18 protein-coding genes are annotated in these 16180 nt (G+C 61.6%); 14 read left to right on the forward strand and 4 right to left on the reverse strand.

The window, feature by feature from the left end; translation table 11 throughout:
- Positions 1-58: 58 nt before the first annotated feature.
- Both CXK96_RS08165 and CXK96_RS08170 read left to right on the forward strand, forming a co-directional pair.
- Complete coding sequence (locus CXK96_RS08165; RefSeq protein WP_045425379.1) at positions 59-805, forward strand: class II aldolase/adducin family protein; 747 nt, start codon at positions 59-61, stop codon at positions 803-805.
- A gap of 52 nt (positions 806-857) precedes the next feature.
- Entirely contained in the window at positions 858-1787 is a 930-nt protein-coding gene (locus tag CXK96_RS08170; RefSeq protein WP_102835960.1) for a 2-hydroxyacid dehydrogenase, read from the forward strand.
- A 78-nt stretch (positions 1788-1865) separates the two neighbouring features.
- On the opposite strand, the gene CXK96_RS08175 is transcribed toward CXK96_RS08170, so the two are convergent.
- The gene (locus tag CXK96_RS08175; protein WP_102835961.1) at positions 1866-3434 is read right to left on the reverse strand and encodes a class I adenylate-forming enzyme family protein; all 1569 of its coding nucleotides are present in this window, start codon (positions 3432-3434) and stop codon (positions 1866-1868) included.
- 283 nt (positions 3435-3717) lie between these two features.
- Between CXK96_RS08175 and CXK96_RS08180 the strand changes: the two genes are divergently transcribed.
- Positions 3718-4056: a hypothetical protein gene (locus CXK96_RS08180; protein ID WP_064480278.1), complete on the forward strand. Its 339-nt coding sequence runs from the start codon at positions 3718-3720 to the stop codon at positions 4054-4056.
- Between the two features lie 72 nt (positions 4057-4128).
- On the opposite strand, the gene CXK96_RS08185 is transcribed toward CXK96_RS08180, so the two are convergent.
- The 3 genes from CXK96_RS08185 to CXK96_RS08195 form a co-directional block, all read right to left on the reverse strand.
- Positions 4129-4935, reverse strand: a complete 807-nt coding sequence (locus CXK96_RS08185) for an OmpA family protein (protein ID WP_102835962.1) — start codon at positions 4933-4935, stop codon at positions 4129-4131.
- 42 nt (positions 4936-4977) lie between these two features.
- Positions 4978-5376, reverse strand: coding sequence for a DUF4398 domain-containing protein (locus CXK96_RS08190; protein ID WP_064480276.1), 399 nt, complete (start codon positions 5374-5376; stop codon positions 4978-4980).
- A 244-nt stretch (positions 5377-5620) separates the two neighbouring features.
- Positions 5621-5971 carry a pilin assembly protein gene (locus CXK96_RS08195; RefSeq protein WP_102835963.1) on the reverse strand — a complete coding sequence of 117 codons (351 nt, stop codon included), beginning with the start codon at positions 5969-5971 and terminating at the stop codon, positions 5621-5623.
- A 199-nt stretch (positions 5972-6170) separates the two neighbouring features.
- Between CXK96_RS08195 and ppc the strand changes: the two genes are divergently transcribed.
- The 11 genes from ppc to CXK96_RS08250 all read left to right on the forward strand — a co-directional run bounded on the left by ppc (position 6171) and on the right by CXK96_RS08250 (position 15959).
- Positions 6171-8807, forward strand: coding sequence for a phosphoenolpyruvate carboxylase (gene ppc / locus CXK96_RS08200; RefSeq protein WP_102835964.1), 2637 nt, complete (start codon positions 6171-6173; stop codon positions 8805-8807).
- 255 nt (positions 8808-9062) lie between these two features.
- Positions 9063-9710: an adenylate kinase gene (gene adk, locus CXK96_RS08205; protein WP_102835965.1), complete on the forward strand. Its 648-nt coding sequence runs from the start codon at positions 9063-9065 to the stop codon at positions 9708-9710.
- Between the two features lie 144 nt (positions 9711-9854).
- Positions 9855-10532 (forward strand): tRNA (adenosine(37)-N6)-threonylcarbamoyltransferase complex dimerization subunit type 1 TsaB, encoded by a 678-nt coding sequence (gene tsaB, locus CXK96_RS08210; RefSeq protein WP_102835966.1) that lies wholly within the window; start codon positions 9855-9857, stop codon positions 10530-10532.
- A gap of 58 nt (positions 10533-10590) precedes the next feature.
- Entirely contained in the window at positions 10591-10953 is a 363-nt protein-coding gene (locus CXK96_RS08215) for a hypothetical protein (protein WP_256061593.1), read from the forward strand.
- A 16-nt stretch (positions 10954-10969) separates the two neighbouring features.
- Positions 10970-11845, forward strand: coding sequence for a DUF72 domain-containing protein (locus CXK96_RS08220; protein WP_102835967.1), 876 nt, complete (start codon positions 10970-10972; stop codon positions 11843-11845).
- A gap of 60 nt (positions 11846-11905) precedes the next feature.
- Complete coding sequence (locus CXK96_RS08225) at positions 11906-12598, forward strand: extensin family protein (protein ID WP_102835968.1); 693 nt, start codon at positions 11906-11908, stop codon at positions 12596-12598.
- A gap of 58 nt (positions 12599-12656) precedes the next feature.
- Positions 12657-13439 (forward strand): class I SAM-dependent methyltransferase, encoded by a 783-nt coding sequence (locus CXK96_RS08230; RefSeq protein ID WP_102835969.1) that lies wholly within the window; start codon positions 12657-12659, stop codon positions 13437-13439.
- A gap of 156 nt (positions 13440-13595) precedes the next feature.
- Positions 13596-14015: an HPF/RaiA family ribosome-associated protein gene (locus CXK96_RS08235; protein WP_102835970.1), complete on the forward strand. Its 420-nt coding sequence runs from the start codon at positions 13596-13598 to the stop codon at positions 14013-14015.
- Positions 14016-14290: 275 nt separating this feature from the next.
- Positions 14291-14551 (forward strand): hypothetical protein, encoded by a 261-nt coding sequence (locus tag CXK96_RS08240; RefSeq protein ID WP_102835971.1) that lies wholly within the window; start codon positions 14291-14293, stop codon positions 14549-14551.
- Between the two features lie 187 nt (positions 14552-14738).
- Entirely contained in the window at positions 14739-14984 is a 246-nt protein-coding gene (locus tag CXK96_RS08245; RefSeq protein ID WP_102835972.1) for a DUF2789 domain-containing protein, read from the forward strand.
- Between the two features lie 162 nt (positions 14985-15146).
- Positions 15147-15959, forward strand: coding sequence for an inositol monophosphatase family protein (locus tag CXK96_RS08250; protein WP_102835973.1), 813 nt, complete (start codon positions 15147-15149; stop codon positions 15957-15959).
- The last annotated feature ends 221 nt before the right edge of the window (positions 15960-16180 follow it).

A 16180-nucleotide genomic window follows, 5' to 3' on the forward strand; every position in this document is an offset into this window, starting at 1 on the left:
CAAGCAATTACAAGGGCCCGCGCCGGCTGGCGCCTTCCAAATCAACGGAGCAGATGCGATGCAAGATTCAACCGCTACGAACCGGGAAGCCGAATGGCAGGTGCGCAAGGACTTGGCTGCCGCCTATCGTTTGGTCGCGCACTTCGGCTGGGATGATCTGGTGTTCACCCATCTCTCCGCCCGCGTGCCGGGGCCGGAACATCATTTTCTGATCAATCCGTACGGGCTGTTGTTCCAGGAGATCACCGCCTCGTCGTTGGTAAAGGTGGATCAGGAAGGGCAAATTGTTCAGAGCGGCAGCCTGCATCGGGTCAACCCGGCCGGCTTCACCATCCACAGCGCCGTGCACATGGGGCGTGAGGACGCCGGGGCGGTGATGCATCTTCACGCCGCCGACGGTGTGGCAGTCTCGGCGCATCGCGATGGACTGCTGCCGCTGAGCCAGACGGCGATGCTCTGCCTCGATCACCTCTGCTATCACGAATACGAAGGCGTGGCGTTGGACTTGAGCGAACGCGAGCGGCTGATCCGCGACCTCGGCGACAAGCGCATGATGATGCTGCGCAACCACGGCGTGCTGACGGCGGGCGGCACCGTCGCCGAAGCCTTCACCTACCTCTACTTCCTGATGAAGGCCTGCGAGATTCAGGTCCGCGCCCAGGCCTGCGGCCCGACGCACATGCCGTCAGCCGCTGCCATCGAAACGACGCGCCAGCAATCCGCAGAGCTGGGCAGCGCCGCCAAACTGACCTGGCCTGCCTTGTTGCGCCTGCTGGAAGCCAATGGGCATGTCTATGCGATATAGCAGTACGCTTTGCGCGTTGCAGATGTCTTCCAAGGAATAAAACGGAGTGAGCATGAAAATCCTCTTCGTCGCCGCCGATCCCAAACCCGAGCGCTGGACCAGCCTGATTCAGCAACAGCTGCCAGACGCCGATATCCAGGTCTGGCAGCCGTACAATCCGGGTTGCGGTGCGGATTACGCCATCGTCTGGCATCCACCCGCTGCGCTGTTCGATAAAGAGCCGCAGCTGAAGGCCGTGTTCAACCTCGGCGCCGGCGTGGATGCGCTGGTACGCATGCCGAATCTGCCACGCGACATTCCGATTGTTCGCCTCGAAGACGCGGGCATGGCGGTGCAAATGGCTGAATACGTGGCCTATCACGTGATCGGCATCAGCCGTGACATGGACGCCTATCGTGAACAGCAGGCGGCCGGTCAGTGGAAGCTGCGGCGCCCCATCGAACGCAGCGAGTGGCCGGTTGGCGTGCTCGGGCTCGGGCATATTGGCCAGCGTGTCGCCAAAACGCTGGCGACGCTGGAGTACCCGGTGATGGGATGGTCGCGCTCCGAGCACCGCCTCGACGGCGTGCGCTGCTTTGCTGGCGAGACAGGGTTGAATGATTTTCTTGGTGAAACACGCGTGCTGGTCAATACGCTGCCCTTGACCGACAGCACCCGCGATCTGATCGACTATTCGCTGCTGTCACGGCTGCGGCCTGACGCGGTAGTCGTCAACGTGGGTCGCGGCGAGCATCTGGTCGATGAGGATCTCTGCCGTGCCATCGAAGAGGGCAAGGTGACTCGCGCAGTGCTGGACGTGTTCCGTGAGGAACCGCTGCCGTCTTCGCATCCGTTCTGGCAGATGCCGCAGGTGTCGCTCACCCCGCATGTTTCCGCGCGAACGCTGCGCGAGGCGACCATCGTTCAGATCGCCGAGAAGATCGTCGCGCTGGAAGATGGCCGAACCATCAGCGGCGTGATTGATATCCAGCGCGGTTATTGATCCGCACCAGGCACGTTGCGGTCTCGATGAGCCGCCCCGGCCGCGGCGCCAGCGCCCGGGGGCGCTGGCTGGTTCTCTTCAGTCAGCTGCGCCGTGCTCAGCCTGGTATTGATCGCGTAGTTGACGCTTGAGCACTTTACCGATGGCACTGCGCGGCAGCTCGTCCGTCAGCACCAGTTGCGCCAGGCGTTGCGTCTTGCCCACGCGGCTGTTGAACCCGTCCAGCAGCGCCTCGGGGGTCGCCATCTCGCCCTTGGCGAGCACCACGAAGGCGACCGGCGTTTCACCCCAGCGCGTCGATGGCACGCCGACCACAGCGACATCGGCGATGGCCGGATGCTCACGCAGAATCGCCTCGAGATCGCTAGGGTAGAGATTGAAACCGCCGGAAATGATCATGTCCTTTTTGCGGTCAACCAGCGTCAGGAACCCGTCCGCATCGAAGCGACCAATGTCGCCGGTACGGATGAAGCGTTTATCGCTGGGGTCGAACCATTCGGCTTCGGCCGTTTTCTCGGGCTTGTTCAGGTAGCCGGTCATCATTGCGGGGGAATGTCCGACGATTTCTCCAATCGAGCCGACAGGCAACTCGTGGCCTTCATCGTCAATCACACGAATGTCATGCCCCTCAGCCGGACGGCCGACCGTGTGCAATTTATCCGGGTACTCGTGCGCAGCCAGAATGCAGGTGCCGCCGCCTTCGGTCATGCCGTAGGTGTCGATCAGCCCGCCGGGCCAGCGCGCCAGGACTTCGGCTTTCAGTGCGGCACCGAACGGCGCGCTGGTGCACATCTTGTAGCGGAAACGGCTGAGGTCGTATTGCTCGAAGTCCTCGCGCGCCATGAGCCGCTGGTACTGCACTGGCACCAGCATCGTATGGGTCACCTGGTGCTGCTGGGCGAGGCGCAGGTATTCGCCCGCGTCGAACTTGCTCATCAGCACCACGCAGCTGCCCAGAGCCAGGGTTGGGAGAAACGCCACCAGCGTGGTGTTGGAGTACAGCGGCGTGGAGATAAGCGTGGTGGCCTCATCGCCGTATCCGTAGGCGGCACTGCGTCGAACATGGGCCCAACGCATCGCGTGCGATTGCACGATACCCTTGGGCTCGCCGGTGGTGCCGGATGAATAGATGATGTTGAACGCCCATTCCGGCTGGATCGCTACAGGCTCCGGCGTGGCATCACTCAGCCAACCGGACAGTCCATTCGCCGCCGTCTGGTCCAGACGCAGGGTTGGACAGGGCAAGCGTGCTTCTACCGGCTCCAGGTGTTGCGCCGCATTAGCGTCAATAAATAGCAGGCGGGGCGCGGCGTCAGCGAGCATGGTCAGCAGGCTTTCGGCACTGGCCGAGGGCGCCAGCGGTGCCACGGCTAAGCCGGCGCGCAACGCGCCGAGAAACACGACGGCGTATTCAATCGAGTTGTAGGCACAGATCGCCAACGAGTTGCCGGGCAGCAGACCGTCACGCTGCAGCGCGGCGGCGACGCTGCTGATCAAGGTGTCGAGTTCTGCGTAACTCAGGCGGCGCCCATCTTGAAGTAGCGCCGATTGGTCCGGCCGATGCCTGGCCCAATAAGCGATCAGGTCTGGGACTGCAGCGAAGGCTTGGTTCAGGTCGGGGGCGTCGGGGCTGGCGGATAGGACCATGTCGGGCTCGTTCTATTGAAGGCAGGTGGACGCTCGCGTGCAACGGCAAGCATGGCAGCGCAGCAGTTGAACAACCTTCGATGGTTAGCGTGTGAGCGGGAAGAGCTATTCGTCTTGGCAATGGTGGACGATTACTGCCAAACAAGTTTGCTGGCACTTTCGCGGCAAGCCGGCCCTGGCGGAAGGGCTCCACGTCGAATGATCGGGGCGGGCAGCGAGCGGGCTTCGCGCTCAAGCCGTTATTTTTGCGACAATACCGGCCCTTTGATCAGGCGACCCCGTCATGTCCGAACGCAACCCCATTCCGCTGATTCTCACCGCCATCGGCAGCGTCATAGGCACCGTTGCGGTGCTCTCCTTCTATGGTTACGTGCACATCGCCAAGCCGGAGGACGCCCTGTTGCTGGCCGACTACACGATGCTCAAGACCATTCCCGGTGAAGACTATCGGGTCTCGCTCAAGCCCGCGCCCCAGGTCGCGGAGTGCATCGACGGTGTGCTGGTGCTTTTCGATACCGAGCAGAAAGGCCTGACCGGTGTGCTGGTGGATAACCGCAAGCGCGCGATCCGCTGCATGGGTCAGCAGGTGCCGACCGAGCGGGCTCCGGCAACCAAGCCGTAGCGTCGCACCGCCATGAAAACAAGAAGCCCGCCATAAGGCGGGCTTCGGTACTGCCGACGCGTTTCCGAGCGGCTATTGCTGCATGGAAGAGCGCGGTGCTACGCGCTTGTTATCGTTGGAGATCGTCACTTCGACGCGACGATTCATCGCCCGGCTTGCTGGCGAGTCGTTGCTTGCGACCGGATACGCTTCACCGTAGCCGACGGTCTGGATTCGATCGATTTCCACACCGGAACGGACCAGCGCACGGCGCACCGCTTCAGCTCGACGCTCCGACAGCTGCTGGTTGTAAGAGTCGGAGCCGGTGCTATCGGTATAGCCTTCGACCATGACCTTGCGCTCCGGATTTTCGTTTAGAAACTCCGCCAGCTTCTGTACATCACGCATGCCGGCTGACTTGAGCTCAGCCTTGTTCAGGTCGAACAACACGTCGCCAAAGGTTACCAGAGTGCCGCGCTCGGTCTGCTTGGCCTCCAGGTCCTGCTGCAGCTGGCGGATCTCGTCCTGCTGACGCTTGAGCATCGCCTCGCGAGATTCAAGCCGCGCCTGCGCGCGCTTGGTGGATGCCTGCTCGATCTGTTGCTCAGCCTTGCGCAATTCAATGGTCTGCTCGGCCAGGTCAATCCGGCGGTTGGCCAGATAGGCAAGCTGGTCGACGCGCTCTTCATCCGCGTCGCTCAGATAGGCCTTGTTGGCTTCGTCGAGTTGTTTGGAAGCGTCCTGGGTTTCCAGGGCGGCATATTTTTGTGACAGCGGATTGCTCTGCAGTGATGCGAACTCGCTGCGTGCCGTTTCCAGATTCTGGTTAGGCTGCGACGAGCAAGCAGCAAGACCGATGCTCATGGCGATCGCTGTGGGGATGGCTACTAGCTTATGCATGTCGATTCATCCTCTGCTAAAGGGAGTGCGGAAGGGAAAGGGTTACTGCTGAAGGCCGCGCATGCTTTCTTCGCGCAGCTCCTGAATTCCCTTCTGGGCGTCCTCAACGGCCTTTTGGGCCTTGGCAGCTTGTGCCTTGCGCTCCGCAACGCGTGCGTCCCATTCGGCCTGCTGTGCAAGTCGACGGGCTTCGTCATAGTTTTCTTTCTGCATGGCAAGTTCGGCTTGCTTCCACTTTTCCTGAGCGGCACGCATGTCCACGGGAGCGTACTGGGTAGCCCCAGCGCTGACGGCGCTACGGACGGCCGATTCGGTTACAGCGAACTGCTCGTTGGGTGGATTGCCGGCACAGCCAACCAGCAACAGGCCCCCAAGTGCAACGGCTGCCAGCTTGGGTAGCTGGAATCGCGATAGCGGGCTTTCGATGGTGTTCATTTTCATGGCCAGTCTCCATTGGGATATCGGATGGGATATCGAAAACAGTGCCCGTTACGCTGTGGCTTGCACTTGTTAAAAATGGTCAGCAATCAGAACGGGCATGTTTTTGTGAGGCCAGCTGGCTGCAATCGTTCCAGTAAAAAACAAACGCAACGATGAGAAGGCAGCGATCTAGAGCCATCGAACAAGGCGCGAGGTGGCGAGAAAACGCTACCTCGATACGCCACGGACGGCTGTTTTCAGCGTCTCAGGACCGATCAGAATTTTCAGCCCGTTCGGCAAGCAAACGCTCGAGATGTTTACGCGCGAGTGCCAGGAAGCGCGGCGTTGGTCCGATGTCTTCGTAGATCGGGTCGCCTTGCTCGTCCGTCGAAATGACCTTGGAACCCTGCTCGTAGGGAAGGCTGGTCTCGATCCCTTCGAGGGCTGCGCCGACCAGCTCACCGAGCAGCTCTTCAGTGCTGCGCTTCGGATACATCTCGGCCAGAGCTGCCAGCCTTGCCGCGCTTTCGACATCCAATGGGATGGTGTACTGGGCGGCGCTCATGCGGCCCTTTGCACTGCTTTCCCATTCACGGACCAGTTCTGAAATTTTCATCTAGCTCCATCCTTAGCTCGCCTCGCGAGCAATATTGGCGGGTATTGCGAGCCAGCATCGACAGGCTTGTTCTGCTATGCCTTGTCTTCGTCGTAGACGCTGTGCACTCTGTTTGGACGGTTCCTACAGCGTAGCCGTTCAGCATCGTGAGCATTCGTTTACGAACTTCCGATGCGGCGGCCTGTAAAGAGAGGCGAACATGGCGAAGATTGACGCGCGTCTGCGTGAAAACGTTCATCTGCTTGGCGAGCTGCTGGGCAATGCAATTCGCGAGCAACACGGCGATGCCTTCTTCGACAAGATCGAGCGCATCCGCAAGGGCGCCAAGGGCGCGCGCCGCGGCTCGGCAGACGGGGCCCGACTCCTGCAGGAAACGCTCGATGGGCTGGGCGACGACGAGATGCTGCCGATGACCCGGGCCTTCAGTCAGTTTCTCAACCTGGCCAATATTGCCGAGCAATATCATCAGGTGCGCAGACGGCGGCCCGACGAGCCGGCTCCTTCCGAAGCCGGCGCATTGGATGGCCTGCTCGAACGCCTTAAAGGCGAAGGATTTGGCCAGGAGTTCCTGGCACGCCAGGTTGGCCGACTCGATATCGAGCTGGTGCTGACCGCACATCCGACCGAAGTCTCGCGGCGCACCTTGATTCAGAAATACGACGCCATTGCCGCGCAGCTGGCGGCGCGGGATCACACTGACCTTGGCCAGGGTGAACTGGCCAAGATCGAGCTGCGCCTGCAGCGGCTTGTGGCCGAGGCCTGGCACACCGAAGAGATTCGTCGCAGCCGCCCAACACCGGTGGAGGAGGCGAAGTGGGGCTTTGCCGTGATCGAGAACTCGCTGTGGCAAGCGCTTCCGAATGTATTGCGGCAGACCGATCAGGCGCTTAAACGCTCCACCAGCCTGCATCTGCCGCTGGACGTCGCGCCGATCCGTTTTGCGTCCTGGATGGGCGGAGACCGTGACGGCAACCCCAATGTGACGGCGAAGGTAACCCGGGAGGTCCTGCTCTTGGCGCGCTGGGTTGCGGCAGACCTGTTCCTGCGCGATATCGACGGCTTGATCACAGCGCTATCGATGCAGACCGCCAGCGATGAACTGCTCAGCCGCAGCGGGCAGTCGGCCGAGCCCTACCGAGCCCTGCTCAAGACCCTGCGCGAACGTCTGCAGGCCACGCGCGACTGGGTCAGTGTGGCGATCGAGCATGACCAGTCTGCACCAGCAGACGTGTTGCTGGACAACCGCGATCTGTGCGAACCGCTGGAGCTCTGTTACCACTCGCTGCACGCCTGCGGCATGGGCATGATCGCCGACGGCGACTTGCTCGACACCCTGCGCCGGGCCGCTGCGTTCGGTCTGTTTCTGGTGCGTCTGGATGTCCGTCAGGACTCGTCCCGGCATGTCGCGGCGCTGGCGGAGATTACCGATTACCTGGGTATCGGCCAGTACGATCAGTGGGATGAGCAGCAGCGTCTGGATTTCCTGCAGCTGGAATTGAACAACCGTCGACCGTTGCTACCGCCGAACTTCCAACCCTCGGCCGAAACGGCAGAAGTGCTGGATACCTGCCGCGTAGTGGCACAGGCCCCCGGCGCCTCGCTCGGCTCCTATGTCATCTCCATGGCCAAGGGCGCCTCGGATGTGCTGGCAGTACAGCTGCTGCTCAAGGAGGCCGGGCTGCAACGCCCAATGCGAGTCGTGCCGCTGTTCGAGACACTCGCTGATCTCGACAATGCCGGCCCGGCCATCGACAAACTGCTTGGGTTGCCCGGCTATCGGCAGCGTCTGCACGGCCCCCAGGAAGTGATGATCGGCTATTCGGATTCTGCAAAGGATGCCGGCACCACCGCGGCGGCCTGGGCGCAGTACCGTGCGCAGGAAAGCCTGGTCGAGATCTGCCGTGACCATCAAGTTGAACTGCTGCTGTTCCACGGCCGTGGCGGCACGGTTGGACGTGGCGGTGGACCGGCCCACGCGGCCATTCTTTCGCAGCCACCGGGATCGGTGGCGGGGCGATTCCGAACCACCGAGCAGGGGGAAATGATCCGTTTCAAGTTCGGCCTGCCGGATATCGCCGAGCAAAACCTCAGCCTTTACCTGGCCGCTGTGCTCGAAGCGACCTTGCTGCCTCCACCGATGCCCGAGCCGGACTGGCGTGAAACCATGGAAAAGCTCGCGGCAGACGGCGTGTCGACCTACCGCAGCGTGGTGCGCGACCATCCGCAGTTCGTTGAGTATTTCCGCCGGGCAACGCCGGAACAGGAGCTTGGACGTCTGCCGCTGGGCAGCCGCCCATCGAAGCGCCGCGAAGGCGGTGTCGAAAGTCTGCGCGCGATTCCCTGGATATTCGCCTGGACCCAGACGCGACTGATGCTGCCCGCCTGGCTGGGCTGGGAACAGGCACTGCGTGGCGCGCTGGAGCGGGGCGAACATGAACGGCTCAAGACGATGCGCGAGCACTGGCCGTTTTTCAGTACCCGCATCGACATGCTCGAGATGGTTCTGGCCAAGGCCGACGCGGAGATCGCCGAGCGCTACGACGCGCGTCTGGTCAGCGCAGAGCTGCTGCCGTTAGGGTGTGATCTGCGTGACAGATTGTCGCAGGCGATTGCAGCGGTGCTCGAGTTGACCGGGCAGTCAGTGCTGCTGGCGCACAACCCAACCAGCCTTGAAGCGTTCAGCCTGCGCAATACCTATCTCGATCCGCTGCATCTGATGCAGACCGAACTGCTGGCACGTTCACGGCAACAGCAAAGCCCGGCGGAAAGCCCTCTGGAGCAAGCCTTGCTGGTCAGCGTGGCAGGCATTGCAGCCGGATTACGCAACACCGGCTGACGCTCATAGGGGCTGCTCAGGTCGCGTTTGGGAAACGCTTTCATGAGCAGTCTGTGGCATTTTCTTGTGCTATCAGGCCCGTCTTGACCAGCTTGTTGCGGCGCCACGGGCGCCGCTTGTCTGCATTCTGTGCGCTGTGTATCGTGTTCAACCTTTTGTCGCATGGCGGCAGACCAGATTTTTTGATTCGCCAGAGCTGAGAGTGCGTTGCATCGATCCTGGCGGCATCCATTTGCAAACTTGAGGACTTACTCCATGCGCATCATTCTGCTGGGAGCGCCGGGTGCCGGGAAAGGCACACAGGCCCGCTTCATCACCGAGAAGTTCACCGTTCCGCAGATCTCCACTGGCGACATGTTGCGTGCAGCGGTCAAGGCTGAATCGCCGCTGGGCCTGCAGGTCAAGGACGTCATGGACAGTGGTGGTCTGGTATCCGACGAGATCATCATTGCGTTGATCCAGGAGCGGCTGCAGCAGCCTGATTGCGCCAACGGTTTCCTCTTTGATGGCTTCCCTCGCACCATTCCCCAGGCCGAAGCGCTGCGTGATGCGGGCGTTCACCTGGACCACGTGCTGGAGATTGCAGTAGACGACGAGGAGATCGTCGGTCGCCTGTCGGGTCGTCGCGTACACCCGGCTTCAGGGCGCGTTTACCACACCGAGCACAACCCGCCGAAGGTGGCTGGAGTCGATGATCTGACCGGCGAAGAGCTGATTCAGCGCAAGGACGATCTCGAGGAAACCATCCGTCATCGTCTGAGCCTTTACCATTCCCAGACCAAGCCGCTGGTCGCCTTCTACCAGAACCTGGAAGCGGTGCAGGGCACGCCCAAGTGCAGCCGCGTCGAAGGCGTCGGCACTGTGGAAGAGATTACCGCCAAGGTGATGGCAGCGCTTAGCTGACATTTCTGGATGTCCGAAACGGCCCGCTTGCGGGCCGTTTTTGTTTTCTACCTATCTGCTTGTTGTCGAGGTCGTTCGATATTCAATCGACGCAAGCGCAACTGCTACAATCGCGACCCTTTTCGCTGCTGACCGGAACATCTGATGACCACGCTGCTGGCCCTGGATACCGCCACCGAAGCCTGCTCCGTCGCGCTGCTGCATGACGGTCGAGTGCTGAGCCATTACGAGGTGATCCCGCGGCTGCATGCCCAGCGTCTTCTACCCATGATCCAGACACTCCTGAGCGAGGCAGGCATCGCGCTATCGGCAGTCGATGCGCTGGCGTTTGGCCGTGGCCCCGGTGCTTTTACCGGAGTGCGTATTGCGGTTGGTGTGGTACAGGGGCTGGCGTTCGCGCTGGAGCGGCCGGTACTGCCTGTCTCGACCCTGGCAACCATTGCCCAGCGGGCGCACCGAGAGCAGGGAGCGGAGCAGGTCGCGGTGGCGATCGACGCCCGCATGGACGAGGTCTACTGGGGTTGCTACCGGCTGCAGCAGGGTGAAATGCAGCTGGCTGGCAGCGAGGCGGTGTTGCCGCCAGAGCAGGTCAGCTTGCCTCGCGCAAGCGAAGGCCAATGGTTCGGTGCGGGCACCGGCTGGGGTTATGCCGCGCGGCTCGCCGTTCAGCCCTCTGCAAGCGAGGCGACCCTGCTGCCGCATGCTTTGGATCTGCTCACGCTGGCCGGCTTTGCCTGGGCGCGCGGAGAAGCCGTAGAGGCCGATCAGGCCCAGCCGATCTACCTGCGTGACAATGTCGCCACGCCCAAGGCCCCGCGATGACCAGCGGCATTGCCAATTGTGGGTCGGCTCGCTAGAGTCGACGAACTTGAACAGGTGAATGATGCGCCTCAACGGTCTCGCCCCCTCAGCCTATCCCATCGAACGTCCTGCCCATCCTGGCAGTGCGCCGGTCCCTTATCGCGAAAGCGAAAGGGCTGCGGAACAGGCGCGCGAGTCCATCGTCACGCCGGCCAGTCAAGCCGATTCCACCTACGAACACCTCGCCCGAAGCAGTAAGAGCCAGTCGGCCGATTACGGTTCGGTTATCTCCGGCGACTTCATGCCGGCGCGCTTTGAAGCCATGATGGAACGTCCGCTCACCAGTCGTGCCACGCAGGCGCTGCAGAGCTATGGCACTACCGCCAGCTTCACGGCCGACCTTGACGCCCATGAAGTGCTCGGCCTTGATCTCTACGCCTGAGGCGTATTGAACGCGTTTGAACCTTCCCTATTTTCTTGGTTGCCCCTCGTGGAACGACGCCGGATGGCGCGGTTCGCTCTATCCGTCTGGGCTGCCCGCAAGCGAATATCTGGCGCGCTATTGCTCGGTGTTCAACACGGTCGAGGGCAACACCACGCTTTATGCGTGGCCTTCGGAGGAGAAAATTGAGCGCTGGGCGGCCCTGATGCCGGTAGGCTTCCGCTTCTGCGCCAAGCTGCCGCGTGATATCAGTCAGGCGCCTGATTTACGTGAAGTCGAGGATCTGATCCGCTCGTTCCGTACCCTCCTGGCGCCCCTTGGGTCACGGGTGACGCCGTTCTGGTTGCAGCTGCCCGCGTCGTTCGGCCCGGCGCGTCTTGACGAGCTGGCGCAGCTGATCGAGACGCTGGATCGCCCGCTTGCCGTGGAAGTGCGGCATGCCGCGTTCTTTGGCAAAGGCGAAGAGGAGCGGGCGTTGAACCGGATGCTGCGTGAGCGAGGCGTCGAGCGGATCTGCATGGACACCCGTGCGCTGTTCAGCTGTCGGTCCAGCGATCCTGCGTTGCTGCATGCGCAGCGCAAGAAACCACGGTTACCGGTGCGGCCTGCGGCGTTCAGCGAATCTCCGCAGCTCAGATTTGTCGGGCATCCCGAATTGGAAGCGAACGATCGCTTTCTGGCCCCTTGGCTGAGCAAGGTCGCTGAGTGGATAGAGGCGGGCAAGCGCCCGCATGTTTACCTGCATACCCCTGACAACCAACTGGCGCCGGAGCTGGCCATGCGCTTCCATGACCTTCTCAGCGTGCGGCTCCCAGGCTTGCCGCCATTAGCCGCGTCGCCCATGCAAACCGATTCGCAGCTCTCACTGCTCGGCGCGCCTGGGCAGCGCTGAAAGTCCAGAACACTAGCGGCTGCGCTGCAACCTTCAAGTCTCGGCGTTGCCGAAAAGCCTATGACCTTCGGCCGTTTCTTCCTGTTGCTGCTCGTCGCGCTGGCTGGGTTCGCCTACGCCGTCTGGCGTGGGCATGTCGACGTCCCGGCGAAGTGGAACCCCTGGGCGCCACTGGATATCCGCGAGACGCCGAACCTGCTGACCTCGTTCAAACTGCAGCGGTTACAGCAGGATCGTGCACTGTGCGAGCAGGCATTGAAGACTTCCGATCTGAACTATGTAGCCGTGCCTGACAGCACGCCGCAGTCTGGCTGTCCGGTGGACAATGCGGTACGTGTCAGTGGTTCGGCGGTTCGGTTCAACAATGCATTTTTAGCCACCTGCCCACTGGCTGCGGCCTATGCACTGTTCGAAAGGCATGGAATGCAGCCTGCCGCACAGCGGGTATTCGGCCAGCCTGTGGTTCGGGTCGATCATTTCGGCAGCTTCGCCTGCCGCAATATCGCGCGAAGCAACAGGCGAAGCCAGCACGCTTCGGCAAACGCGCTGGACCTGGCCGGCTTCAGGCTGGAGGACGGCACACGCATTACCGTAGCGCGTGACTGGAAGGGCGATGACGACAAAGCGCGCTTCCTACGCGAAGTAAAGGCAGCCGCCTGCAATGTTTTCAAGATCACCCTGAGCCCTGAGTACAACGCGGCCCATCACAATCATTTCCATGTGGATATGGGCGGTTTCGGCATGTGCCGCTGAGGCATCCGGGCGTTGCCTCTGGCAGAATGCGGCGTTTTTCCGACCCTGAGTTTCCCCTATGACCGCCTCATGCCCGTTGGTCCGTATCGAAGCCCTCGCACCGCAATTTGCGGAGCTGGTCGGTGCCTGGGCGTCACGGCTGGGGTTGCCGATGCAAGCGGACGAGGCGGAGTTCGCCCTGCAGCTCGGGGAGGCCGGCCTGCAGCTGCAGCTGCTCGGCCCGCACGCGCCAGGGCCGGTGCTGGTGGATTTCGTCGAAGGCGGCGCTGCGCATCGTCGTCAGTTCGGCGGTGGCAGCGGGCAAATGATCGCCAAGGCGGTAGGTATCCAACCCGGCATCCGTCCCCGTGTGCTCGACGCCACGGCGGGCCTCGGCCGAGATGCTTTCGTGCTGGCCACGCTGGGCTGCGAAATGGTGATGTTCGAGCGTCAGCCATTGATTGCCGCACTGCTGGAGGATGGTTTGCGACGTGGTTTTGAGGATGCTGAGGTGCGCGCTATCGTCGATCGTATGCGTCTACAGCAGGGCAATGCCATCGAGCTGATGGGCCAGTGGCAGGGCGAACCGCCGCAGGTCATCTATCTTGATCCGATGTTTCCGCACCGGGAAAAAAGCGCATTGGTGAAAAAGGAAATGCGCCTGTTCCGGCCCTTTGTTGGCGACGATCTGGACGCTGGCGCCTTGCTCGAACAGGCTTTGGCGCTGGCCAGCCACCGGGTAGTGGTGAAGCGGCCACGCAAAGCGCCGACCATCGACGGACCCAAGCCGGGCTACAGCCTCGAGGGCAAGTCCAGCCGTTACGACATCTACCCGAAGAAGAAATTGTCAGCTGACAGCTGATTCGATTTCTCGATATCACACCGCCCGAACCGGGCGATTGACCACAAGCGAAACGCGGATTTCTTGGTCTTGCTTATTCTGCCCAATAGTGGCATTCCTAGATCAGGCCGTTTGTGGCTGAACGGTGGTTACCTGATCGCGTAGAAGGAAGAGCATATGCAGATCCAAGTTCATAGCGATAACCACATCGAAGGCAGCGCCCGTCTCGTTGAGTGGGTCAGTGGCAGTGTTGCCGACAAGCTGGATCGATTCGACGACGAAGTCACCCGCGTCGTGGTGCACCTGAACGACGAGAACGGCGTTAAGGCTGGCGCGCAGGACAAGCGCTGCCAGATCGAGGCTCGACCCAAAGGCCTGCAACCGGTATCGGTCACGCACAAGGCGGCCTCGCTGGAGCTGGCGGTCGATGGCGCCATCGACAAGCTCAACAATGCGTTGAATCATCAATTCGGCAAGCTGCGCAGCAAGCGTGCCTCAGCCCCGACGCCTCTCGAAGGCGAGACCCTGGAAGTCGAAGGCCGTGACGCCTTGCTTGAAGAAGATTTTCTTGCCGACGAGCAACTGCGCAGCTCCTGACTTCTGACGTCCTCTCGCCCCTGGCAGGCTTCACCCGCGAAGCCTGCCGCCCGCTAAATACCTTCCATAGCCCGTTCTCGCACGGCCGCATCGATCCGATGACCGGCCCTGCGAGCATTTGTGCCTGTGCTATACACAATGGAGGAGCAGCACTGGATGCCGAGCCATTGCGCGCTCGAGATTCTGCGCAATTCAACGGAGACGAAGGGGGATTACCAGGGCACGTAGGCGAGCTCCAGCGGCCAACCCGTGCCACCAGCAGGCGAGGTGACACCATGACCATGATGCAGTGTGAATACCGTGACCACGTCATTACCGCAGAGGTAATGGAACATCCAGGCACGCCGACCCCCTGGGCCGGTGGATGCCGTATCAGCAATCCCCAGGGGCAGACCACCCGACGCATGGCGCTTCCGGTTGGGCACGCCTTCATGGCGGAGCTCGAACAGGCACAGCGGGCATCCATCGCCCATGGCAAGTGGCTGGTCGATCAATGCCTCGATCAGGGACGGCAGCTGTTCGACAAGGCCGCTTGACCCTTTCCAACCTGTCGCAGCCCCAGGGCTGCGGCGGGTTTTTTGTTTCCGCTTGATACGTAAAACGAACAGGCCTTGGACCCGAGCCCGATTCCGGTTGAACTGTGCAGCGCTCCACCGCCTCTATCTAGAAGAGGATTGCCGCGAGGCGGTCCAGACTTCCTGCATAGCCTGACGGAGCCCGTTCATGGAATTACCTAACAAAGACCTCGGTACACTTTTCGAACAACTCGGCCTGCCTTCGGACCCGGCCAGTATTGACGCCTTCATCGCCAGCCACCGCCCGATCCCGAACCATATGAAGGTTTCCGAAGCGCCGTTCTGGAGCGAAGCCCAAGGCTCGTTTCTCAAGGAGCAGCTGATGGACGACGCCGAATGGGCGCCGGTGGTCGATGAGCTCAATGTGCGCCTGCACGAGCAGGGCGACGAATAGCGCTGAGCATGGTGAGCGGCTCCGCCTGGTCAGTCGCGCCAGGTGGACCCCTTGTCAGCGCGCTCCCGCGCGTGAGACGCATCGTCCGGTATGCCCAACGCCACCAATTCTCTAGAATCCGCCTTCCGCGCGGCAGCCGCGCACTCGCTTCACAGGACGGTCATGACTTCCGAGCAATTCCTCGATATCGACGCGCGCTATGCCAGCGCCAAATCCCTTGCCCTCGAGGCCGCGCAGCTGGGCATGGACTTCTATCGCAAGCGTGAGGCACTGACCGTCGAACACAAGGGCGACGATCTGCAGGACGTGGTCAGCATTGCCGACAAGCAGATCGAAGTCTTTATCCGTGAGCGCTTGACTCAGCTCTTCCCTGAGGACGGCTTCCTCGGGGAAGAAAGTGGCTCGGCTGATCTGGGCGCACGCTGCGTCTGGGTCATCGACCCGATCGATGGCACCGCCTGCTTCGTCAATGGCCTGCACAACTGGTGCGTGTCGATCGGCTTGCTGATCGACGGCGAGCCGCACCTGGGCGCAATCGCCGACCCCAACCACAACGAGCTGTTTCATGGTTGTCTGGGTAGAGGTGCATTCGTCAATGACACGCCGTTGAAGGTCAGCACGGCAACACACGTCGGGCAAGGCGTGACCGCCACCGGCACGTTTCATCCGCGTGGTAAAGAACACTTCATTCCATTCATGGAAAAGCTGCTGGCCGAAGGTGGCATGTTCTTCCGAAACGGCTCAGGCGCACTGATGACCGCCTACGTGGCGGCCGGAAGACTGCTCGGCTACTACGAAACGGAGCTGAAAAGTTGGGACTGCATGGCCGGGCTGGTGCTGGTGAAAGAGGCGGGCGGTCATGTCAACGACTTCTTCCGCAATGATGGGTTGCTGCTCGGCAATCCTTATCTTGTCGCCTGTCCAGGTGTGTATCCGCAGCTGGCCGAGATGATCGGGCCGTCACTGGACGATTGAACGGTGGCACTAGCTAATTTCGGCTAGCCAGTGTGGATCCTGGGTTCGCACGAACAACCGGTGGATCGAGGCGCCTCAGCAGGTTCGCGAGCAAGCTCGCTCCTTGTATCTCGACTGCTGCCTCATTGTGGGCAATAGTCCCCGACTGATCATCGGGGGAAGGTCAGGAAGCCGAGCTCGCTCCAAGGCCTCGAGCCTGTAACGTAGATAGTGCTCCAGCC

Origin of the sequence: Stutzerimonas stutzeri (assembly GCF_002890895.1) — a bacterium.
Taxonomy (GTDB): domain Bacteria; phylum Pseudomonadota; class Gammaproteobacteria; order Pseudomonadales; family Pseudomonadaceae; genus Stutzerimonas; species Stutzerimonas stutzeri_AB.